Below are 22,967 nucleotides of genomic sequence, written 5' to 3'. Positions count from 1 at the left end.
TTTGTTGTCGGTGCGTTTAGTGGCGGCAATCAAACAGGCCTTCGGGGTTGAATTCAGTATCAGCGAGTTGTTCGAACATGCGAGCATCGCCAGCCAGGCGCAACAGGTTGAGCATAAACAGGCACAGGGAGGCAGCACAGCACAACGCATAGAAGTGCAGACCCGTCCGCAAGATGGTCGCATGGCCGCATCCTTTGCGCAGCAACGACTGTGGTTCATCGACCGCTTACAGGGGGGCTCGGCGCAATACAATATGCCAGCCGCATTTGAAGTGAGCGGTGAACTGGACCTGGACGCTGTTGAAGCAGCACTGAACACCATAGTTGCACGTCACGAAGTACTGCGTAGTGTCTATCGGGACGGCGACTCGGGAACAGAGCAGGTGATCCAGACTGACGTACACTTCACACTGGATTATGAAGATCTCAGGCTGTTGAGTCCGGTAACACAGCAGCAGACAATTGCGTCACTGATCCCACGCTTACAATCACAGCCGTTTGACCTGAGCAAGGACCTGATGATCCGGGCAGCGTATATAGATACGGGGGCCGATTCTGAGCATGCGTCTGTGCTACTGTTTAATATCCACCATATCGCCTCTGACGGATGGTCATTGCAGTTGCTGGTGAAAGAGTTTGTGCAGCTGTATCGGGCTTACACGCAAAATCAGGACAATCCGCTGACCCCGTTACCGATTCAGTATGCTGATTATGCCCATTGGCAACATAGCTATCTGAGCGGCCCGGTTCTGGAGCGCCAGTTAACCTACTGGAGTGAGCAATTATCTGACCTGCCTCCGGTACACAGCCTGCCGCTGGACCACCCGCGTCCGCAGGTCAAGCAGCATGTCGGGGAGCTGGTGCAGGGTAACCTGGATAGTGATGTCGCAGCTGGGCTGGCCGAGCTGGCTCAATCGCAGGGACTAACCTCCTTTATGCTATTACACAGCGCGCTTTCATTACTGCTGAGCAGACACAGTAACAGTAAAGACGTGGTGATAGGCACACCGGTTGCGAATCGCACACAGACTGAACTTGAGTCCTTAATCGGCTTTTTTGTCAATACACTTGTACTGAGAGTGAACACGGCTCAGCCCGACATAACGCGTTACTTAGAGCATGTTAAAGCGGTGCACCTTGGTGCACAGTCGCATCAGGACGTGCCATTTGAACAGCTGGTTGAGCGCTTAAACGTGCCAAGAAGTACAGCACATTCGCCACTATTTCAAATTATGCTCACCACGCAGACCGATTATGGCCTTGATGAGCAGGCCACTGAGCAGGGGGAGCTGGACCTGAACGGGGCGGCACTGACCATGCGTGGTGCAGCACAGACCGTGGCCAAATTCGATATTGAAGTCAACATAAGTACGTCAGCGCAGGGGGTTGCGATTAACTGGGTGTATGACAAAGCCTTGTTTACGCATGCGCACATCAGTACGCTCAATCGCCATCTGATGCAGATATTAACTCAGCTATCACAGCTGCAATCCACGTCGGTGCCGTTAAGCAGCATCGCGTTGTTATCCGCACAGGAGCGAACGCATTTACTTGAGACACTCAATCCGGCACCGGTTGATTATGATACTACGCTGACGATGGCGCAGTGGATTGAACGTCAGGTCGCTAAAACCCCGACGCAAACCGCGCTATGTTACGAAGGACAGACACTGAGTTATCAGTCTCTCAATGATAAAGCGAACCAACTGGCCAGACACCTGCGTGCAGAACATCAGGTTGTTCCCGGCACTCTGGTGGGCGTGTGCATGACCCGCTCCCTGGAAATGGTGATCGGCATACTGGCCATACTGAAAGCCGGTGGTGCCTATGTGCCGCTTGACCCAACACTGCCAGAAACACGTCTGGACTATATGCTGGCACACGCAGGTATTACGACCATCTTGACGCAAAGTGACCATCAGTCTAAGTGTCAGGCGGAAAATACGCCTGCACTGATCCTGATGGATGGGTACGCGCAGGACGCGACACGTTTTGAAGATTATGCAGCCCAGGATCTGAGTCCGCAGGAAACCGGGCTGAGTGCTCAGGATATGGCCTATATGATTTATACCTCAGGGTCGACAGGAAAACCCAAGGGAGTATTGGTCAGCCATCAGGCTTTGGTTAACCGGGTTGACTGGATGGATAAGCAGTACGGTTGCGATCATCACGATGTTATATTGCAAAAAACGCCGTTTGGCTTTGATGTCTCGGTCTGGGAATTTATGTGGCCGTTATGTCGCGGAGCCCAGATGGTGCTGGCACGGCCTGAGGGACATAAAGATCCGCAGTATTTGTGTCAGTTAATCCGCCAAAGCGGTGTGACTAAGTTGCACTTTGTTCCTTCCATGCTGGGCATTATGCTGGATTATGGCGTGCTGGCACAGTGCACCAGTATTCGTCAGGTATTTTGTAGTGGGGAGGCGTTACAGGTTAAACAAGTGCAGGGCTTCAGAGCCAGTTTGCCTGATGCACAACTACACAACCTCTATGGGCCAACCGAAGCGGCAATTGATGTCAGTTATTGGGATTGCTCGCAGCCAATCAGCACCACAGTGCCCATAGGTAAACCCATTCAGAACATCCAGCTGTTGATCCTCGATGACGACTTGCAGTTGGTGCCTTTTGGCAGTGCCGGAGAGTTGTTTATCGGTGGGGATGGTCTGGCCTGGGGATACCATAACCAGCCAGAGCTGACTGCTGAGCGGTTCATTAACAATCCATACCAGAGCGAAATGGGCGCGCGGGCCAGCACCCGACTGTACCGAACCGGTGATCTAGTGCGTTATCTGGATAATGGTGATATTGAGTATCTCGGGCGCAGCGATGATCAGATAAAAATCAATGGACTACGCATCGAGTTGGGAGAAATAGAAAGTGCCTTATTGGCGCAACCTGAAGTGGATTCTGCCCTGGTTACCACCATTGAGCTGGACCAGGCAACTCCAACTCTGGTGGCCTATTTTAAAAGCACGCTCAGTGCCACTGAGCTGGATGAAGCACAGCTGACAGAGCAGTTACAAGAGCGACTGAGTCAGAGTTTACCGGCCTATATGGTGCCAACTCTGTTGTGCCATGTTTCACCCTGGCCTGTGACTGCAAATGGCAAAGTCGACCGCCGCGCTCTGCCAACGCCAGCATGTAAAAATGTGGCGGCACACGCGCCACAAACGGATATGGAAAAGCAGCTGGCGACCTTGTGGCAGCAGGTTCTGCAATGCCCGAGCCAGACGATTTATAAAGAAAGTGACTTTTTTGCCCTCGGAGGCAGCTCACTGAAGCTGATCACGCTGGCGATGCTGATTGAAAAGTCTTTCGCCTGTGCAGTTTCACTGGAGCAGTTGTTTAAAACGACGCTGCTGGCAGCTCAGGCAGACTTGATTGCAGCGGGTGGCACCGAACAGGCGACGCCACAGCTAAAACCATTAAACAGCAGCACCGATGCGGCATTCACTGTGTTGTGTTTGCCGGGCGCAGCCGACCTGGCGCGCAGCTTTATGCCGCTAGCTCAAGCCCTGGAGGGAGAAATGACGGTTTATGGCTATGAACACTTGCCTGAACACGCAGCTGCCTCAAGCATTCAGGCCTATGCAAATGAATATTGCGCGCATATTCGTAGTCATTTTATGCAGCCACTTAAAGCGGGTCGCCTGGTGCTATTAGGCCACTCTATGGGCGGACTATTAGCGGCTGAGATCAGCAAGCAGCTGGCACCGACCCCGCCTGCGCTGACCATATTGCTGGACAGCTATATAGCCTGTTCGGATGTCAGCGAGACAAACACGGAGCAGGCTTTACAGGCATTGATTAAACAGCTGGCGATCCCTGCTGGTTTTGCCGAGCAGTTTGAGCGTCTGATGTTACGTCACACCAGTCTGGCCGAAGGCTATCAGCTGACGAGCGAAGTAGCACAGCGCTGCTTCCTGATTGGTGCCCGGGCAAACCCCAGCTGGACCGAACCTTATCAGATATTTTTGAGAGATAAATTACAGCTACCTCACAGCAGTGTGGCCGGCGATCACTATTCAATATTGTGGCAGGAAAATATCAAAGAACTCACTGCCCAGATAAAACAGCAGATTGATCAGCGTATTGGCAAACAACAGTTACAACAAGAGAGATTTGAAGATGACAGTGTTAGAGAAGTATAGCGTGGAGGATTTACAGTCAGTTAAGGGCATGCCTCTGCTACTGGAAGTCGCCTTAGAAGGACAAAGAGCCACTCATTGGGCTGCTGAGCATGCCGGGCAAATAGATGCCCTGCTTGATGCCAATGGCGCAGTCATGTTACGTGGCCTAAACATTATGAGCAGTAAACAGTTTGGTCAGGTGCTGAGCACGCTATTTGACGCTGAATTGTTGAATTACTCTTATCGCTCAACACCGCGCACTGAGCTGAAAGGCAATGTGTACACCGCGACGGAATATCACCCAGATGAAGTGATCCCGCAACATAATGAGCATGCTTATTCAAACAAGTGGGCGATGCGACTGGGGCTATGTTGTTTGCTTCCCCCACAGGCCGGAGGTGAAACCCCAATCGCTGACAGCAGGGAGGTATTTAAACGTATTCCGCAGGAGATCCGTGAAAAGTTTGCTGCGAAAAAAGTGAAATATGTACGTAACTACGGTGATATCGATTTGCCCTGGAGCGAGGTATTTCAGACTACGGACAAGCGTGAAGTTGAGCAATATTGTTTCAACAATCAGCTCGATTTTGAGTGGATTGGCGAGCATCGTTTGCGTACCTCGCAGATTAACCCCGCCATTGCCAGACACCCTAAAACCGACGAACAGGTGTGGTTCAACCAGGCGCATTTATTCCATGTGTCCTCGCTGGGTGAGGAAACCTGTGCCCAGTTGCTCAGTGCCTGTGGGGAAGACGGTTTGCCGCGTAACGCATTCTATGGTGACGGCGAGCCGCTGGAACCTGAAGTACTGGACATCATTCGTGCCGCTTATGACGAAACAACGCTTTACACCCCCTGGCAAAAAGGCGATTTGATGCTGGTTGACAATATGCTGTTTACCCACGGCCGAAGACCCTTTAGTGGCGACCGTAAGGTTCTGGTTGGCATGGCCAGAGAATATGGCTGGTAAGTACTCACTGTATGCTTTTGTTATTCAAAAGCAGGCATAACCAAGAAAACACATAAATTGAATTGGACAGCGGGTCCAGTCCGCAGTGGAGAACATAGATGGACATTACCATTGAAGAGCAAAAGAAGTTTAACTGGCGGTACGTCAAAATTGCGCTAGCCGCAGTGGTGATTATTTCCGGCGCCTGGTGGCTGAAGAGCTACTTTGGACAGGCAACCGCCCTAGTTGACAGCACGGATGTGCGTACTGCCAAAGTGCAAAACGGGCAGTTTCAGGTCAGCGTGAGAGGTATGGGCGTACTGAAACCCAAAGAAGTCATCTGGGTGGCGTCTGAAGTGGCCGGGCGAGTAGAGAAGGTCTTTGTTAAGGCGGGGGCGGTAGTTGAAAAAGGGCAGCCCATTGTCAAACTCAACAACCCCAAACTGTCGTTGGTACTGGCCAATGCACAGGCCAAACTGGAAAAAACGATTGCTGAAAATACCGCACAGTATGCTCAGTTTGAGTCTGATTTGCTGGATGCGGAAGCCGCGGTAAAGCGTGCAAAAATGACCCACCAGGGCAATGAGCTGGAACTTAACGCACAGCGCAAACTGCGCGAGATGGGCAACAGCAGCGTATCGCAAATTAAGTTTAAGCGCACAGAGTTTACAGTGCAAAGCAGCAAGCTGGACCATGAGTTACAAAAGCAACGACTGGAAAAGCTGAAGCTCAATATTGAGGCACAAAAGCTGGCTCATAAAGCACAGCAGCAGACCCTGCAACAGGAGCTGGCCCGGGCACAAGAGCAACTCGACAACCTTTATGTCCGTGCGGCAATGGATGGGGTATTGCAAAGCATGGATCTGGAGTTAGGTCAGGATGTAGCAGAAGGTGGCAGTGTGGGCAAAATTGCCAATCCGCGTAGCCTGATCGCAGAAATAGACGTACAGGAACTGCAAATTAAGGATGTGACACCGGGTTTGGGAGTCACCATAGATACCCGTAAATCACAGATCCAGGGCGTTGTGTCTCGGGTCAGTCCTCAGGTGGAAAAGGGCCTGGTTGCGGTAGAAGTGGATCTGATCGAGGCACTGCCCAGTGAAGCCCGTCCGGAACTGTCAATTGAAGGGGTGATCAACATCACCGACAAGCCCAACACTTTGTTCGTTGCGAAACCTGCGTTTGCTGAGGAGTACCAAAGTGCCAAGATTTTCAGAGTCGATAGCAAAGGCAATATTGCACAGGCCGTACAGGTCAGGTTTGGACAAAGTTCAGTGAATTTTATCGAGATTACAGAGGGGCTGAATAACGGCGATACCGTGATTATTTCCGCCACCGACAATTTTGCTAATAACGAAAAAATATTTTTACATAATTAGGACAGCACAATGAGCAATATACTAGAACTTAAGAATATCAGTAAGTATTTTCAGTTCGACGAGATGAAGACGATGGCCCTGTCAGACATCAGCTTTTCGGTGAAAGGGGGAGAATACGTCTCTATTAATGGGCCTTCGGGGTGCGGTAAGTCAACCCTGTTGTCCATTTTGGGCATGCTGGACACGCCTTCTGGTGGCCAGTACTTTCTGTCGGGCAATGATGTGTCAAATCTGAGCCGGGATCAGCGCGCCACGGTGCGCTGTAACCACATCGGTTTTGTATTTCAGTCTTTTAACCTGATCAGTGATCTGACGATAGAAGAAAACGTTATTTTACCGCTGACTTACCAGGATAAATACAACGCCAAAGAAGCCAAAGAAAAAGCCTTGTCAGTGCTGGAGCAGGTTGACATGTTGCATCGGGTGAAACATTTTCCGTCGGCCCTGTCCGGTGGTCAGCAACAACGTATTGCGATAGCCAGAGCACTGGTCAACGACCCCAAATTGATCCTGGCGGATGAGCCAACCGGTAACCTGGATTCAAAAAATGCCGACATCGTATTGCAGCTGTTTGATGATCTGCACCAGCAAGGGCGCACCATCTGTATGGTGACGCACGATCCTCGTTCATCAGCCTGCGCCAGTCGCAGAATTGATATTTTTGATGGCAAGCTGGTCAGTGATAAACCGCTGCCTGAGCTGGCAAAAAGCGCCTGAGGTAACGAGTTATGGGTTTCTTAATTGATATTCGCTACGCCCTCAGGCTGTTAGCGAAAGCGCCGAAGTTCACCATGCTGGTGACTTTTATACTGACCGCAGGTTTGACGATCAGTTTGCTGACTTTCAACATGGTTTACACCATTTCATTTAAGCCGTTACAGGGTAAAGATGCCAGCAGCATTGTTACGCCGCATCTGACCGGCAGTACCCGGGTGCTGACGTTTGAAGATGTCACGCAACTGGGTCAGTCGCAATTCAGCGCCGTGTATGATGAATATACTTTACACTATCGTGAAGAAGTGCGCATGGAGAACCAGGGCCAGGGCGTGAGCCTGCTGGGTGAGAAGGTGATGCCAAACTTTTTCTCCTTCACCCGCACCGAACCGCTGCTGGGCAGAGCCTTTAATAATAACGATGGTGCGGCGGGGCAGGCACCGGTCGTTGCGCTGAGCTATCACGTGTGGCAAACCTTATTTGCAGGTCGCGAGTCTGTGTTGGGCGAGCATGTCCGACTTGGCGGCAAAAGCTACGAAGTGGTTGCGGTTATGCCTGAGGGTTACAAGTTCCCTGTGACTTCTGATCTATGGTTGCCGCTGGATACCAAGCAATTCGCTCAGTTTGACTTAAAAGACAAGCAGGTGAGTGTGCTGGGTCGATTGCATGCCAGTGTCTCTGAGGCGCAGGCCAACTCCGAGCTGGCCAGCGCTCTGACCGCCGTGCGCGAAAGACGTTTATCGCAAAGTGACAGAGTGCAGTTTATCGCACCGACTGTCACACACATGAGTCTGCAACAGCAAAACATTGAAGGCATGGGGGCATTTATTTTTGTCGGGCTGCAAAGTTTCGCGCTGGCGATCCTGTTTATGGCCTGTATCAACACAGGTAACCTGCTGTTTTCCCGTTCTATTGAACGTCAAAAAGAAACCGCCATCCGGGGTGCCCTGGGCGCTAAAACCAAGCGTCTGGTACGTCAGCTAGTGTGTGAAGGTGGACTGATCACTTTGCTGGGTGGGGCACTGGCCATTGTACTGACGGCTGTTCTCTTGTCTGTGATTAATGGCACGCTGCAGGCGAGTCTGGGCAGTGGCATGCCGTTTTGGTGGAACTGGCACCTGGACTGGCAGACCTTAACAATGGCGGTATTATTTATTCTGTTTACCTTTTTCTTTGCCAGTGTTTTACCGGCAGTAAAAGCCGCTAAGATGGACATTAATACGGTATTGCGTGACGGCACCCGTGGGTCGCTGGGCAGAGGCGCAGGTCGTTTATCCCGGATCATTGTGACCATTCAGGTTGCGATTATTGCGGTCTTAATGTTGTCAGGCAGCCTGGGCAGTTCGGTTATCTTCAATATCACTGATATGGTGACGGCAGAAAAAACCCAGGGGCGTTATTCTGCTTATTTCAATCTGGTGGGGGCTGAGTTTGAAAGCCCGGAACAAAAGGTCAATTTTGTCGAAACTGCGGTACAGGACCTGTCGAAATTAAGCAGTGTCTCAGAGGCTGACATGATGCAAAATATGGGACTGAAAAATGTCCGTATGGATGCTGAATCGCGCGTGCGTGTCGATGTAATGGGCACACTTGGTAAGCTGGCGTTTTTTGATCAGACTTTGGTTGCCGGACGCGGCATCGATGCCCGTGATAACAGTGAAAACCTGCGTGTTGTGCTTGTCAGCGAATCATTTGCCAAGCGTCACTTTAATGGCCAGTCTGCACTGGGCAAGCAACTGGATATTGAGTTGTCCGATAAATATGTCACCCATACTGTGGTGGGCATAGTCAGTGATCGCAGTGGTAACACTCAGGGCATGTATGCGCCATTAGCTGAATATGATGAACTCTATGTCTCTTATCTGCAATCGCCTTACGAGTGGGTACAGCTGATCTTTGAGCAGCAGGCCGGCATGCAGTCAGCACAACAAGACTTTTACACCTGGCTTGGACGCAGTGATTATCAGGCACACTTCTCGTTTATTGTTGACCTGGAGAAAAATGCCAATCTCTATGCAGATATGCTGGGGATTATGTCCAACGGGGTGATTTACTCCGGCGTGTTCTCTTTGTTCCTGGCATTGATGGGCGTGTATGGCGTGTCTGCGGCATCGGTGAGTATGCGTAGCCACGAGATAGGTATTCGCCGTGCATTGGGTGCCAAAGACACGGCAATCACCATTTTATTCCTGAAACGTAATATGGGTCCCTTGCTGATTGGCCTGGGCGTCGGTCTGGTCGTGTATGTACTGAGCTGTATGGTATTTGCGTCTATGATAGGCTCTAAGATTGGTCTGAGCACCTATATCGCGATAGCCCTGATCACCAGCACTTTGCTGACCAGCATGTTGTTGTTATCGGGTTATGTGCCAACGCGCCGTGCCGTTCAAGACGAGCCGGTTGCAGCACTCAGAGCTGAGTAAGTAACCGGGCGGGCCAGGCAGAGGAATGAGGTGTCTGGCCCACCTGCATAATGTTTTTATTAGTTAAACAGCCAGCAGTTTTTGCATTACTTTAGACTGCGGGGCACGAAAAATCGCTTCGCTTTGCCCGTATTCCACGCTTTTTCCCCGGCTTAACACCAGCAATTTATCACTCATGTGGCGCACCAGACTGAGATGATGGGTGATCAGAATATAGCTCAACCCGGAATCGCGTTGCAGCGCCAGAAGCAAGTTTACGGTTTGTGCCCGAACCGATGGATCGAGGGAGGACAGCGCTTCGTCCAGTACCACAACTTTGGGATCGAGGATCAGCGCACGTGCCAGCGCAACCCGTTGTAACTGACCACCACTGAACATATGGGGGTAGTAGTCATAATGTTCAGACAGCAAACCCACGCGAGATAAAGTCGCATTGATTTTCTTGTCGCGCTGACGCTGGGTAAGCTGGGTATTTAAGCGCAGACAATCATCCAGCATATCACCTATGGTCAGGCCTGGGTTAAGCGAACGAGTGGGGTCCTGAAAGATAAGTCGGATATGACGGCAGTCATGGTTCTGGTGGCCATTGTCTTCAATCATTTCACCATTAAGCAATATCTGTCCCGAATCAGCGTGCTCAGCCCCCGCCAGTACGCGGGCTAAGGTACTTTTCCCTGAGCCGGTTTCGCCAATCACAGCCAGCGTTTCGCCCGGTGCAACGGCAAAAGATACATCCTTCAGCACTTTAACACGCTTGCGTTTGAACAGGCCTGCCCGGGTATTAAAGGTTTTATTCAGTGATTGTACCTTCAGCACGGGTTGCATTTTTTCTTCTCCTGCAGCAAGGGAAAGTGGCAGGCATAGGCATGCCCGTGCGATTTCACCTGAGCCGGTGTAACAACACACTCACGCTGTGCCTGTGGGCACCTTGGGCCCAGTCGGCACCCAATAGGTAAGTGTTGTAAGGGAGGGATGGTGCCTTTGAGCGCAAAGAAAGACGCCTTGTGACCGATCCCATGCGCGTAGTCTGGCAGAGATTTTACCAGCGCCTGTGTGTAAGGGTGGTAGGGGTGGCAAAATACTTTCGTCGTGGGTCCCGCTTCGACCATCTGGCCACAATAGAGTACATGCATGGCATGGGACCAGTCGGCGATTTCTTCCAGCTCGTGGGTGATCATCAAGATTGACATGTTTTTAAGCTGGTTGAGGCTTTTCAATAAGCGGAAAACCTGTGCCCGGGTGGTGGTTTCGAGTGCGGTGGTTGGCTCATCTGCAATTAGTAGTTTAGGGCTTCTGGCAATGGCCATCGCTATCATTACTTTCTGGCAGACGCCTTCCGACAGCTCATGAGGGTAGCTGCTCGACACCCGGCGGTGATCCCGGATCCCTACTTTGTGCAGCAGCGCCTTCACCTTTTCTTTGCGCTCATTACGGCGACTAAAAAATCCGCCTTTAAAACAATTGTCAGGCAGCGATTCAGCAACCTGATCAAATATTTTGGCGGTGGGATCCAAGCTTCGACTTGGTTCTTGGTAGATCATCGCAATATCCCGGCTCACCAGTTTACGGCGCTTTTCCGGGCTCAGGCGCATTAGGTCCACACCCTGCCAGTGCATCCGGTCGGCAGTGACGCGCCAGCGGTGGTTTAATACCCCGACAATGGCTTTGGCTATTAGGCTTTTACCTGAACCGGATTCACCAACCAGGGCGTGTACTTCACCTTCTTTGAGACTTAAACTGACCCTATCAACGGCGCGGATCACGCCATTGTCTGTGGGTAGTTCGATGGTGAGGTTTTTGATATCAAGTAATTGCATTAATCCGCCTTTCTTGCCTGCAAAGCGTCACGTAACCCATCACCGACAAGGTTAGTCGCAAGCACCGATAAAAACAACAGTGCTCCGGGTAAGCCGACGGTCCAGGGGGCAAGGTAAATTAGTCCCAGGTTTTCTGCCAGCATAGCGCCCCATTCAGTCGTGGGAGGCTGCGCCCCGAGTTTCAAGAAGCCCAGTGCCGCGATGTCCAGAATTGCGGTGGACAAGGCCAGCGTGAATATCACCACAATGTGTTCATAAATGTTAGGCAGTACGCCCCGTATGATCAGTTGCCAGCGAGTGGCACCATCCAGTCGGAACGCACTGATATAGTCTTTGTTCAGCTCTTCCACCACCAGGTTGCGGATTGAGTGAATATATTGCGGGAGCAGCGCGAAAATAATGGCCCACACGGTATTGAACAAGCCGGGGCCCAGGATCGCGATAATGATGATGGCCAGTAACAATGACGGGATCGCCAGGGTGATATCCAGCAGGTGATTGAGCAAACTGGATTTAAAGCCCTGGCTGCATCCAGCCAGCGTGCCCAGTACCACACCCATCAGGGTGGTTAACAATGCTGCGACAATCGATAAGCCAAAGGTGTAGGTGGCTCCACGCATCAAGCGGGATAATACATCGCGGCCTAAATCATCGGTACCCAGAATGAAATTCACATTGCCCTCATCGTGCCAGGAAGGTGGCAGTAACAAGGCATCGGCATGTTGTTGGTCAATACCATAGGGAGCCAGCAAGGGGGCCAGCAACGCGAGCAAGGTAAGCGCAATAAATAACCACAAACCGACCAGAGCCGGGTGGTTGGCTTTAAATTTCCGCCACAGCCGCGATAACGGAGAGCGGTTTGACTCTTCTGTAAAGAGGTTAAACTTTGCCATGGGCCTGGTTCCTGGCTAGCGGGTCAAGGAGCGTGTGGATCACATCAGCCAGCATGTTGGCGAAAATGACAAAAAAGGAGACCGCAAGCAGGCCGCCCTGAATGGCCGGATAATCACGCTGATAGATACTTTCGATCATCCAGCGGCCAATCCCCGGCCAGGAAAAGATCACTTCTGTCACCATCGCAAGCGTGATGAGCGTACTAAATTGCAGACCTATCTGTTTAATCACCGGCAACAGCGCATTGCGCAGTGCGTGGTCGAGGATTAACTGGCGACGGTTGAGACCCTTAGCGCGTGCTGTTTTGATGTAGTTTTGTTCCAGCACAGTTAACATTGAATCGCGGGTAAAGCGCACTAACACTGTGGTGGGATACATGGCCAGCACCACGGTGGGCAGCGTCAGATGGTGCAGTGCATCAGCAAACGCCTGGCCGCCATACGGGAAGTCATGTAGCCAGATATCCAGCAGGATAAAGTTGGTGACGGGTGGGATCTCATATAGCAGGCCAATGCGGCCAGACATGGGAAACCAGCCAAAGCTGAGGCAAAAAATCATGATCAATAACAGCGCCAGCCAGAATACCGGAATAGAAAAGCCCAATAAGGTTAGCGAGCTGATCACTTTGTCTGGCCACTTATTATGATAGGCACTGCAAATCACACCGGCTGGGATACCCAGGCACAGCGCCACGATGAGCGCATAAACACACAGCTCAATGGTTGCTGGAAACAGCTGTTTCACATGGCCGAATACGGCCTGGCCTGAAGACAGTGACAATCCCCAGTCGCCCTGAAATAGGCGCACCAGGAAGGCCTGATACTGGATCAACAGGTTGTCATCGATATGGTATTTTTGTTCCAGAATTTGTGTCTGGCTGTAATTGGCGTTCAGTTCACCACTGAAGTTGGTGAGCAGATCTCCGGGAAACAAATAATTCAGTGCAAAGGTAAATGCTGTGAGCGCAAACAACATAAACAACAGCAGGCTGAGGCGGCGAAACAGAAAGTCAGCAAACATAGTTAGTTTTTCCTCGCGTTCGCCAAAGAGATCCCGCCAAAGGGACGTAATTCTATGCCCATGACGCTGGTATTACTGGCCTGAAAGCGCATACCATGGGCGATCGGCACCACAGGTAGTTCAGCAATCAGCATTTGCTGGGCCTGCTGGTAAAACTGTTTACGCTGTTGCAGATCTGTGGTGTCGAGTGCCTGAGTCAGTAACAAGTCAAACTCAGGGTTACACCAGTTCGCAGGGTTTTTACCGCTAAATGTGGCCGTGCAGCTCAACAAAGGGCTAAAAAAATTGTCCGGGTCGGGTGTATCCGCAGCCCAACCAAGCAGTACACTGTCATGTTCATGTTTGCCAACTCGCTCCAGGAAGGTATTCCATTCGTACTCAACGATGGTGGCCCGGATGCCGATTTCGCGCAGATCGCTTTGGATCAACTCGGCCATTTTACGCGCGTTGGGATTATAAATACGTGACACCGGCATGGCCCATAAGTCCATTTCAAAGCCGTCAGGGTAACCTGCTTGTATCAAAAATTCCCGAGCCCGCTCGGGCTCATAGCTGGGCATTGCCTGAGTCTGAAATGCCCAGGAAGAAGGTGGCAATATGGAACGGGCCTGGATCCCGTTCCCGTAAAACACCGCTTTCATGATTTTTTGAAAGTCGATACTGTGCGCCAGTGCTTTACGCACCAGGACATTATCAAATGGCGGTTTTTCAGTGTTAAACGCCCAGTAGCCTACATTTAGATTGACGGCCTTATCGACCCGAATATCGCTGCGTGCCGCCAGGGTTTCCAGCTGCGTGGCGCTTGGGTGAGCGGTGATGTCGCATTCTTTGGTCAGCATTTTGGCAATACGGCTGGTGTTATTGGTGGTGATGTCATAGACCAGCTGATCCATGGCCAGGTCGTGTTTCCAGTAACCCGGGTGTTTGTGATAACGGATCAGGTTATCACGCAGGAAGCCTTTGTATTTATACGGGCCTGTGCCTACAGGCAGCATATCGAAATCCTGTTTGTTTTCCTGCTCTACCAGTTGCATGGCGTATTCCTGTGACAAGATCACAGCAAAGTCGGTGGCAATATTAGATAAAAAACTACTTTCACTGCTAAATAGCTCAAATCGTACCGTGTAATCGTCTACTTTGACTATCCTACGGATCAACTGGTCCATGCCGACACTCTGAAAATACGGGTAATTGGCATCACCGACAAAGTGAAAAGGATTGTAGACGTCGAACAGGCGATTGAACGAAAACACCACATCATCCGCATTCATGGTGCGTGTTGGCGTGAAGTAGTCGGTACTGTGGAAGGTAACGTCTTGGCGCAATGTAAAGGTGATCTGTTTTCCATCTTCACTGATCTCCCACGCCGTTGCCAGCTCCGGACGAAATTCAGCGGTGAGGGGATCTATACTGATCAAGGTGTTGTAGAGCTGGTTGGCTATGATATCTATGGTTGAGCCTGTGGTCGTCACCTGTGGGTTAAACGAGACCGGGTTGGCTTCGGCGCAATAGACGATGCCCTGGATCTTACGCTGGGCTTGTGCGGTTCTGTCACCACAGCCACTTAGCAGGACGCTGAGCAAAGCGCCGATAGACAGCAGCCAGCGTAGGCCCGGATGCGCTGAGTGGGGCACTCGGGTTGATGTTTTATCAGTTGCTCTGTTAGCCACGGCTAAGCCTCTTGTTGCGAGTCCAGTAGGTTGTATTTTTTCAGGTAGCCTCGTAGCTGGTGATAGGTCAGTCCGAGGTTCTGAGCGGTTTTTTTCTGGTTAAACTGGCTGTGCTCTAAAGCAGTACGCAGCAGGTCGATTTCAAATTCATTAGACAGCGTTTTTAAATCGCAAGGAAACGCGGCCGGTGCGGGCTTGGTTTGCGTTGCTTCTGCCATGACGACAGGGGCAACCGCTGCCGGAGCTGGTGTTTCTGCGGCCTTTTTAATTCTCTGTGTGGGTCGATAAGGGCTGGCGAACGGGTCGAATACAATCTGGTGAACGGCCAGCTGTTCGCTGCCATGGCGATATAAACTTCGTTCTACTACATTCTTGAGTTCACGAATATTGCCCGGCCAGGGGTAATCGAGCAGCAACTCTGTAGCGCTGCGGGTAAAGCCACTGAACAACGACCAGCCCAGATCGCGGGCCATATTAATGGCGAAATGTTCGGCCAGCAGCAGGATATCTTCTTTACGTTCGCGCAGCGGCGGTAAGGTGATGACGTCAAACGCCAGCCGATCCAGCAAATCATGACGAAACTCACCATTGTCGGCAAGAGTTGGCAGGTCTTCGTTGGTCGCGCAAACAAGGCGGGTGTCCACTTTGACCGTTTGTTTACCGCCCACCCGTTCGAATTCGCCATATTCTATTACCCGCAGCAGTTTTTCCTGCACCATGGCGGATGTATTCGCAAGTTCATCGAGGAACAGTGTGCCGCTGTTGGCGCGTTCAAAGCGGCCTTCGTGGCGTTTGCTGGCCCCGGTAAATGCGCCACTTTCATGACCAAACAGTTCACTCTCCAGCAGGTTTTCATTCAGTGCGGCACAGTTGAGTTTGACATAGTTCTGGTCCCACCGCTCTGACAGGTAGTGCAAACGGGCTGCGATCAGTTCTTTACCGGTTCCACGTTCCCCGATGATCAGTACTGGCTTTTCCAGAGGTGCCAGTTGCGACACCTGATCTAATACAGCTAAAAAGCTATCCGACTGGCCGAGTAAATTATCCTGTTGGCGAAACTGGCTCATATTGCCTAACTCTTAGTATTTTTGACTAACATCTAGTGTATTTTAAAAAATGGTGAAGCGAAAGTCTTTTTCTATAATTATAACTTGTTGATTTTAATAAAGTAATTTTATTGAAAAGTTGGCAAGCTAATTGATACATCTAATCAGCAAACTAAATTACTAACCAAAGAGGTAATAGATTATGGGAATCTTTTCACGTTTTGCTGATATTGTTAATTCTAATATCAATGCGATTCTGGATAAAGCGGAAGATCCAGAAAAAATGGTCCGTTTGATCATTCAGGAAATGGAAGACACCTTAGTTGAAGTACGTTCGACGTCGGCAAAGACGCTGGCAGAGAAGAAAGAGCTGGAGCGTCGTGTTGAACAGCTGCGTACGCAGGCCGATGACTGGCAGCAAAAGGCAGAATTGGCACTGACTAAAGACCGCGAGGATCTGGCACGTGCGGCGCTGCTAGAAAAGCAAAAAGCCACGGATGCAGCAGACAGCGTGTCTCAGGAATTGTCACATGTTGAGTCACACATTGAGAAGCTGCAACAGGAAGTGACGACGCTGCAGGAAAAGCTAGCCGATGCAAAAGCGCGTCAAAAAGCCATTGTACTGCGTCAGCGCTCTGCCGAATCACGTCTGGATGTGAAAAAGGCGCTGGACAGCAGTAAAGTCGAGGATGCACTGAATCGTTTCGAACGTTACGAGAGCAAAATCGACGGACTGGAGTCTCAAGTTGAGTCATACGATTTAGGTAAAAAATCGCTGGCTGATGAGATTGCCGATCTGCAAAAAAATGAAAAAGTAGATGATGAGCTTGAGGCGTTGAAGAAAAAGTTAGCCGATAAGTGAATTTGACTGCACCTGCTGTTAAGGTAGGTGCAATAATGAAAACAACAACGTGCCCAGGTTAGACAGGAGAGGAATATGTTTGATGCAGAGATTTTAGTCGCCCCGATCATCATTTTTATGATTGTTGTGGCGCCGCTATGGTTGATCCTGCACTATCGCAGCAAAAAGCAGGTGAGTCAGGGGCTAAGCGAACACGAGCACCGCCAGCTGGTAGAGTTGGCACACAAAGCAGAGAAAATGGCGCAGCGCGTTGAAACGTTGGAGGCCCTGCTTGACCAAGAGTCACCAGAATGGAGACGCAAAGTATGAGTAAACGTAGACGAGAATTATACCGCGACCCGAAAAGGGGCAAGTTAGCGGGCGTATGTGCTGGGCTCAGTGATTACTTTGACATGGAGCTTTGGCTGGTTCGGATCCTGTTTGTAACCGCTGTGTTGTTATCAGGTGGCCCACTGTTTATTGTAGTTTATATTGCCTGTTGGTTTATTTTGGACAAAAAGGCAGAAACACCATCGACGCCGGGCACAGACAGTAACTACTCGAGCAAAGATGAAGATCCTGTTTCGGTCAAGTTTAAAGTCTGGCAAAAAGGTGAGCCGCCGCGTCAGGCCCTGTTTGACCTGAAAGAACGCTTAACACGCCTGGATGGCCGTATCCAGCACATGGAAACGTACGTCACCTCGAGTGAGTACACGGTAAAACGCGAGATCAACAAACTCTGATCAGAGTGCGAAGGGGCGCTGCCTGATATTGGCAGCCCTGCCACCTTTGCCTACAAAATAAGGAAGATGTGTCTTTATGAGTGTATCGGGCTTGACTGCCAGGGCGCTGCAAAAGCTACAGCAAACCACCCATAAAACCCTCACTCGAAGCCTGGACAGACATGTCAAACTGGCTGTGACCGGATTCAGCGGGAGTGGTAAAACGGCCTTTATTACGGCGTTAGTGAAACACTTAACCACTCAGGCGACAGCACAGAACCTGCCTTTTTTTGAAGTTGTGCGAGAGCAGCGATTAATTGCCTGCAAGCAGGTCCCACAAAGTGCACTGGACATTCCCCGGTTTGAGTACCAACATGCAGTGCAGCATTTACTGGCCGATCCACCCAGCTGGCCACCTTCCACGCAGCGGATTAATACCCTGACGCTGGCGTTGAAGTTTCGCTCGGCGCAGGGGGTCAGACAGCACCTCAGTGAAACCCACACTGTTTACCTGGAGTTGATCGATTATCCGGGTGAATGGCTAATGGATTTGCCGATGTTGAATCAGGATTTTGCATCCTGGAGTGAGCAACAACTCAATCGTTTGAAAAAAACCGACTATGCACAGGTCAGTGCGCCTTTTTTACAGCAATTAGAACAATTTGATGCATGCGCAGCGGTGAATGAAAGCGAGCTCACAACGATAGCCAGTCTCTATGCGGATGTGTTAAAGCAGCTTAAGGCACACACTCAACTGGCGCAGCTACAGCCCGGCCGCATGTTGATCCCCGGAGAGCTCGACGGTGCACCAATTTTGCAGTTTTTCCCATTACCAGCCCCACAAAATGCATCTGAGCAGAGCCAGTATCACCACCTCGAACAGCGCTTTGAAGCCTATAAAAAGCAGGTTATCACCCCGTTTTACCGGGAGCATTTTTGCCGCTTCGACCGCCAACTGGTGCTGGTGGATTTGCTCAGTGCGCTTAATGATGGACATACCACATTAACGGAAACTCAGGCTGCATTAAGCGATACGCTGGCGATGTTTCGTCATGGTAAAAGTGGTTTACTGGGGCGTTTATTTCGTCCCAGCATAGATAAGGTGCTGTTTGCTGCCAATAAATGTGACAGTGTTGCGCTGGCAGATCAGGATAAGCTGACCCGGTTGTTACACGCTTTACTGATCCCCAGCGAAAACGAACTGAAATTCTCAGGGGTTGATATAGATACGATGGCGATTTCTTCAGTGAAGAGCACCCAGCCAAAACAGCTCACTGAGCAGGGGAAACCCCTGTCTTGTATTTATGGTAAGCCGGTTGGTGAATCAAACTATATCAGTTATTTACCGCCCATTCCGCCTGAGCATCTGCCGACTGAGCAGCAGTGGCCAAAACAGGGCTATGAGTTTTTGTCTTTTGAGCCTTACCCGGCTTATCAGGGGCAAATTGAACATATTCGTCTGGACCATGTATTACAGTTTTTATTGGGAGATAAACTTTTATGAGTGAGCCTGCCCAGTCACCCAGAGGACGGCGAGTTCGGGTTGAAGCAGCACCACAGGCTGCCCAGCCAGCAACAGAACCCGGCGATACGCAACAAGCCCGACGAATAGACGAGAGCGCGGAGCACATCGAGGTTGGGACATCACACGTCCCGGAACCGGCGCTGGATACTCAGTTGCAGTCGCTCAATGTGGAAACAGTCACAAAACCGGTCAGCACGGGACTGACCTGGCGCAAATTATTGCTGCTGGGACTGGCCATTCTCATTCCGGTAGAAATGGGTCTGACATTGATCGAGGCGCTCAGCCGCAGTTGGCTGCTGGCCGGGTTGTATGGGGTGGTCATTGTGAGTGCGCTGGCTGTGCTGGGCAAGTTCTGTTGGTCGGAAATACGTGCGCTTGGCAAACTTAAAAAGTTGCAACAGCAACGCGCCGGGGCACAAAGATTAATGAGCAGCAACCAGATCGGTGAAGCACAGACCTGGCTGAAGCCGCTGTTAAAGCAGCATGATCCTCATCAGGTTAGTCAGTTTATGGCGACAGTCCAGCCTCATTTTACCGATCAGGAAGTACTGGCTTTATATGATGCGACTTTATTAAAGGACCTGGACGAGCAGGCCCGGGCTTTGATAGCTCAGTTTGCCAGTACGTCAGCACTGATGGTGGCGATTAGCCCAATGGCCATTACCGATATGCTGGCCGTGTTATGGCGGGGTGTTACGCTGATTGAGCGGATCAGCCAGTTGTACGGGATTAAACTGGGGTATCGCAGTCGCATCGAACTTTACCGTTTGCTGCTCAAGCAGATCGTTTTTGTCGGTGCCAGTGAGTTGCTGAGCGATCTGGCTGCCACCAGCCTGGGCGCAGAGCTGCTGGGTAAATTGTCCGCACGCTCAGCACAGGGGCTCAGCGCCGGCGTGTTCACCGCCCGACTGGGTTATAAAGCCATGGATTTATGTCGGCCTATTCCTGCTAAGGCGCCGGCTGCTGGATACTTGTCGCAAACAGCGCGGCAACTTGCAAAGCTGTTAATTCGTCAGTCCCCTGACAAGTCGGAGGAGACTAATAAAGTTTAGTATGTAAGTGCACACTTTTCTATTGGGGTTTGATATGAAAGGAAACCCTGGCTTTTCCTATTTTTCATGACAACTTATGTGTACACCCGAGTGAATTTAACCGGCTCGGGTTAGCCATCTGCGCGTCCGGCACGCTTGTACATTTTTGTGCCATGGAATATCTAATTAGTATTCATCCGAATAACAAAAATAGGCAAGCAATGAAGAAGTTACACGATCAGACCAACTGTATTCATGGTCCACACCACTTTGATGATCCACATGGTGCACTGACGGCGCCTTTGTATCAGAGTTCAACATTCAAGTTTAAAGATGCGGCACAGGGAGCTGCGCGTTTTGCCGGTGAAGAGGCTGGTTATATCTACACTCGCCTTGGCAACCCTACCACCCGAGAGCTGGAAGAAAAGCTCGCTCAGCTGGAAGAAATGGAAGATGCTGCGGCCACCGCAACTGGCATGGGCGCTGTATCCGCTTCCGTGCTGAGCTTTTTACAGCAAGGCGATCACCTGATTGCATCCAAAGCCCTGTATGGATGTAGCTTCGCTTTATTTGCGCACATGTTGCCCAAATTCGGTATCGAAGTGACCTTTGTTGATATGACCGATCCACAGGCACTGGCCGACGCGGTGCAGCCAAACAGTAAGATGTTATTTGCCGAAACACCGATCAATCCAAATATGACGGTATTGGATTTGGCAATGTTGGGGCAGTTTGCTCAGCAGCATAAGTTGATCAGTGTGGTAGACAACACCTTTATGACGCCATTACTGCAAAAACCAAAGCACTTTGGTATCGACATTGTGGTCCACAGTGCCACTAAGTACCTCAACGGACATGGCGACGTGGTCGCAGGCATTGTGTGTGGCAGTGCAGAGCATATCGAACTTATCAAACTGACCGTATTGAAAGACATCGGCGCGACCATCAGTCCACACGATGCCTGGCTTATCAATCGTGGCCTTAAAACCTTGCATGTGCGCGTTGCGCGCCATTGTGAAAATGCACAGAAAGTGGCTGAGTTCCTTGATGGCCATCCGAAGGTGGATACCGTTTACTACCCGGGCTTGCCGTCTCATCCAGGTTATCGATACCTTGGTGAGCAAATGAAAGGGGCTGGTGGTGTCATTGCATTTGAGATCAAAGGCGGAGTCAGTGAGGGTGAGAAGTTTATAAATGCCACTGAGCTTTGCACACTGGCCGTGAGTCTGGGCGATCCAGAAACGCTGATCCAGCACCCGGCATCGATGACGCACTCTCCCTACACACCAGAAGAGCGTCAGGCAGCTGGGATTTCTGATGGTCTGATCCGCATTTCTGTGGGACTGGAAGCGGTGGAAGATATCATCGCTGACCTAGAAAATGCGTTTTTGTGTATATAAAAATTTACACCAAGTGGTTCTATAGGCCCTTTAAAATATAGGGTGTATGTTTTTGTGTCTATTTGTGTAATTTAAAGTGTACAAAAATGACCTTTCTGGCCAGGTCGATTTCAGGCCTGGCTATTAAACTTTTCCTCACTTTTACATAGTATCCGGATAACACTTTGACGCGTTGTTTTTGTTCAAATGCGACGCATTACCAAGAAGGTTACTATGGCTAAATCGAGTAAATACACGTCTAAGCAGCCCAACGAGCAGGGCCTGATCGAATGGACAGAAGAAGAAAATCAGATCTGGTCTGAGCTGGTTGCCAGACAGCTTGAGTGCATTAAAGGCAAAGCGTGTGATGAGTATCTCGAAGGCCTGCAAAAAATCAATTTACCTCACGATCGTATTCCGCAGTTGCATGAGCTGAATGAAGCACTGGAGCGCGAAACTGGCTGGCAGGTTGCGCCAGTCCCTGCGTTGATCGACTTTGATGAGTTTTTCCGCCTCCTTGCGAACAAACAATTTCCGGTTGCAACTTTTATCCGTAGCCGCGAGGAGTTTGATTATCTTCAGGAGCCGGATATTTTCCACGAAATTTTCGGTCACTGTGCCATGCTGACCAACCCCGCTTTTGCTGAGTTCACACATAGATATGGCCAGTTAGGTTACGCTGCGGAGAAAAAAGATCGTGTCTATCTGGCTCGTCTTTACTGGTTCACCGTTGAGTTCGGTCTGATGCAAACCGAAGATGGTCTGCGTATTTATGGCGGTGGGATTTTGTCGAGCCCGGGTGAGACTCAATATGTTTACAGTGGTGAGCCAGAGATTAACCCGTTAGAAGTACTTGATGTACTGCGTACGCCTTATCGAATTGATATTATGCAGCCTTTGTACTACACCATTAACGCCATTGATGATTTGTTTGAGATCTCACAAATGGATATTATGGCGCTTGTACGCAAGGCCAAAGAGCTGGGCCTGTTTGAGCCTAAGTTCCCACCTAAAAACAAACTAGCAAGTTAAGGATTTATTGATGTCTGATTTAAGTGCACAAAAATGTGAAGCGTGTCGTGCGGATGCGCCTAAAGTGTCAGATGCCGAATTAGCTGAACTGATCAAGCTGATCCCGGATTGGGTGCCAGAAGTACGTGATGGCATTATGCAGCTTGAGCGTGTTTATAAGTTCAAGAATTTCAAGCAAGCCATTGCATTCACTAACAAAGTGGGTGATATGGCGGAAGATGAAGGTCATCACCCTGGTCTGCTGACCGAATGGGGCAAAGTGACGGTAACTTGGTGGAGCCATTCTATCAAAGGTCTGCACAAAAATGACTTCATCTGTGCTGCGAAAACTGACGAGATTTTTGCCGCACTATAATGTTGGGCAAATAAAAAAGGCGCATCAGCGCCTTTTTTAAT

At 50.4% G+C, this 22,967-nt stretch carries 19 protein-coding genes; 13 read left to right on the top strand and 6 right to left on the bottom strand.

Going from position 1 to position 22,967, the window contains the following annotated elements:
- The first annotated feature begins 10 nt into the window (after positions 1-10).
- The 5 genes from MHN31_RS19390 (at position 11) to MHN31_RS19370 (ending at position 9,594) form a co-directional block, all read left to right on the top strand.
- Entirely contained in the window at positions 11-4,150 is a 4,140-nt protein-coding gene (locus MHN31_RS19390) for an amino acid adenylation domain-containing protein (protein ID WP_343224710.1), read from the top strand.
- A complete protein-coding gene (locus MHN31_RS19385; RefSeq protein ID WP_138538954.1) occupies positions 4,128-5,099 on the top strand; it encodes a TauD/TfdA family dioxygenase in 972 nt (323 codons plus the stop codon). The genes MHN31_RS19390 and MHN31_RS19385 overlap by 23 nt, the downstream gene beginning before the upstream one ends.
- Positions 5,100-5,197: 98 nt before the next feature.
- Positions 5,198-6,457: an HlyD family efflux transporter periplasmic adaptor subunit gene (locus MHN31_RS19380; RefSeq protein ID WP_138538953.1), complete on the top strand. Its 1,260-nt coding sequence runs from the start codon at positions 5,198-5,200 to the stop codon at positions 6,455-6,457.
- A 9-nt stretch (positions 6,458-6,466) separates the two neighbouring features.
- On the top strand, positions 6,467-7,174 hold the full coding sequence (locus MHN31_RS19375) for an ABC transporter ATP-binding protein (protein WP_049863393.1): 708 nt from the start codon (positions 6,467-6,469) through the stop codon (positions 7,172-7,174).
- A gap of 11 nt (positions 7,175-7,185) precedes the next feature.
- Positions 7,186-9,594, top strand: a complete 2,409-nt coding sequence (locus MHN31_RS19370) for an ABC transporter permease (protein WP_239445091.1) — start codon at positions 7,186-7,188, stop codon at positions 9,592-9,594.
- 63 nt (positions 9,595-9,657) lie between these two features.
- Here MHN31_RS19370 and MHN31_RS19365 read toward each other — a convergent pair whose 3' ends face one another.
- The 6 genes from MHN31_RS19365 to pspF form a co-directional block, all read right to left on the bottom strand.
- The gene (locus MHN31_RS19365) at positions 9,658-10,419 is read right to left on the bottom strand and encodes an ATP-binding cassette domain-containing protein (RefSeq protein WP_125562182.1); all 762 of its coding nucleotides are present in this window, start codon (positions 10,417-10,419) and stop codon (positions 9,658-9,660) included.
- Positions 10,404-11,411, bottom strand: coding sequence for an oligopeptide/dipeptide ABC transporter ATP-binding protein (locus MHN31_RS19360; protein WP_049863396.1), 1,008 nt, complete (start codon positions 11,409-11,411; stop codon positions 10,404-10,406). Before MHN31_RS19360 ends, MHN31_RS19365 begins: the two co-directional genes overlap by 16 nt.
- Entirely contained in the window at positions 11,411-12,304 is an 894-nt protein-coding gene (locus MHN31_RS19355) for an ABC transporter permease subunit (protein WP_125562180.1), read from the bottom strand. The genes MHN31_RS19360 and MHN31_RS19355 overlap by 1 nt, the downstream gene beginning before the upstream one ends.
- On the bottom strand, positions 12,291-13,325 hold the full coding sequence (locus MHN31_RS19350) for an ABC transporter permease subunit (protein WP_010386728.1): 1,035 nt from the start codon (positions 13,323-13,325) through the stop codon (positions 12,291-12,293). Before MHN31_RS19350 ends, MHN31_RS19355 begins: the two co-directional genes overlap by 14 nt.
- 2 nt (positions 13,326-13,327) lie before the next feature.
- Positions 13,328-14,908, bottom strand: a complete 1,581-nt coding sequence (locus tag MHN31_RS19345) for an ABC transporter substrate-binding protein (protein WP_239445094.1) — start codon at positions 14,906-14,908, stop codon at positions 13,328-13,330.
- Between the two features lie 89 nt (positions 14,909-14,997).
- A complete protein-coding gene (gene pspF / locus MHN31_RS19340; protein ID WP_125562178.1) occupies positions 14,998-16,062 on the bottom strand; it encodes a phage shock protein operon transcriptional activator in 1,065 nt (354 codons plus the stop codon).
- A 181-nt stretch (positions 16,063-16,243) separates the two neighbouring features.
- Here pspF and pspA point away from each other — a divergent pair, with 181 nt between their 5' ends.
- The 8 genes from pspA (at position 16,244) to MHN31_RS19300 (ending at position 22,926) form a co-directional block, all read left to right on the top strand.
- Complete coding sequence (pspA, locus tag MHN31_RS19335) at positions 16,244-16,903, top strand: phage shock protein PspA (RefSeq protein WP_010386731.1); 660 nt, start codon at positions 16,244-16,246, stop codon at positions 16,901-16,903.
- A gap of 75 nt (positions 16,904-16,978) precedes the next feature.
- On the top strand, positions 16,979-17,212 hold the full coding sequence (gene pspB, locus MHN31_RS19330) for an envelope stress response membrane protein PspB (RefSeq protein WP_010386732.1): 234 nt from the start codon (positions 16,979-16,981) through the stop codon (positions 17,210-17,212).
- On the top strand, positions 17,209-17,625 hold the full coding sequence (gene pspC, locus MHN31_RS19325) for an envelope stress response membrane protein PspC (protein WP_239445090.1): 417 nt from the start codon (positions 17,209-17,211) through the stop codon (positions 17,623-17,625). Before pspB ends, pspC begins: the two co-directional genes overlap by 4 nt.
- A gap of 76 nt (positions 17,626-17,701) precedes the next feature.
- Positions 17,702-19,108, top strand: coding sequence for a YcjX family protein (locus MHN31_RS19320; protein ID WP_239445089.1), 1,407 nt, complete (start codon positions 17,702-17,704; stop codon positions 19,106-19,108).
- Positions 19,105-20,181 carry a TIGR01620 family protein gene (locus MHN31_RS19315; protein WP_239445088.1) on the top strand — a complete coding sequence of 359 codons (1,077 nt, stop codon included), beginning with the start codon at positions 19,105-19,107 and terminating at the stop codon, positions 20,179-20,181. Before MHN31_RS19320 ends, MHN31_RS19315 begins: the two co-directional genes overlap by 4 nt.
- Positions 20,182-20,381: 200 nt before the next feature.
- Positions 20,382-21,560 carry an aminotransferase class I/II-fold pyridoxal phosphate-dependent enzyme gene (locus MHN31_RS19310; protein ID WP_239445087.1) on the top strand — a complete coding sequence of 393 codons (1,179 nt, stop codon included), beginning with the start codon at positions 20,382-20,384 and terminating at the stop codon, positions 21,558-21,560.
- 213 nt (positions 21,561-21,773) lie between these two features.
- Entirely contained in the window at positions 21,774-22,571 is a 798-nt protein-coding gene (phhA, locus tag MHN31_RS19305) for a phenylalanine 4-monooxygenase (protein WP_125562168.1), read from the top strand.
- Positions 22,572-22,581: 10 nt separating this feature from the next.
- The gene (locus MHN31_RS19300) at positions 22,582-22,926 is read left to right on the top strand and encodes a 4a-hydroxytetrahydrobiopterin dehydratase (RefSeq protein WP_010386740.1); all 345 of its coding nucleotides are present in this window, start codon (positions 22,582-22,584) and stop codon (positions 22,924-22,926) included.
- The last annotated feature ends 41 nt before the right edge of the window (positions 22,927-22,967 follow it).

It is taken from the genome of Pseudoalteromonas sp. McH1-42 (assembly GCF_022347845.1).
GTDB lineage: Bacteria > Pseudomonadota > Gammaproteobacteria > Enterobacterales > Alteromonadaceae > Pseudoalteromonas > Pseudoalteromonas rubra_D.
The sequence above is the reverse complement of the archived record's forward strand: the minus strand, read 5'-3'. Positions and strand labels throughout refer to the sequence as shown.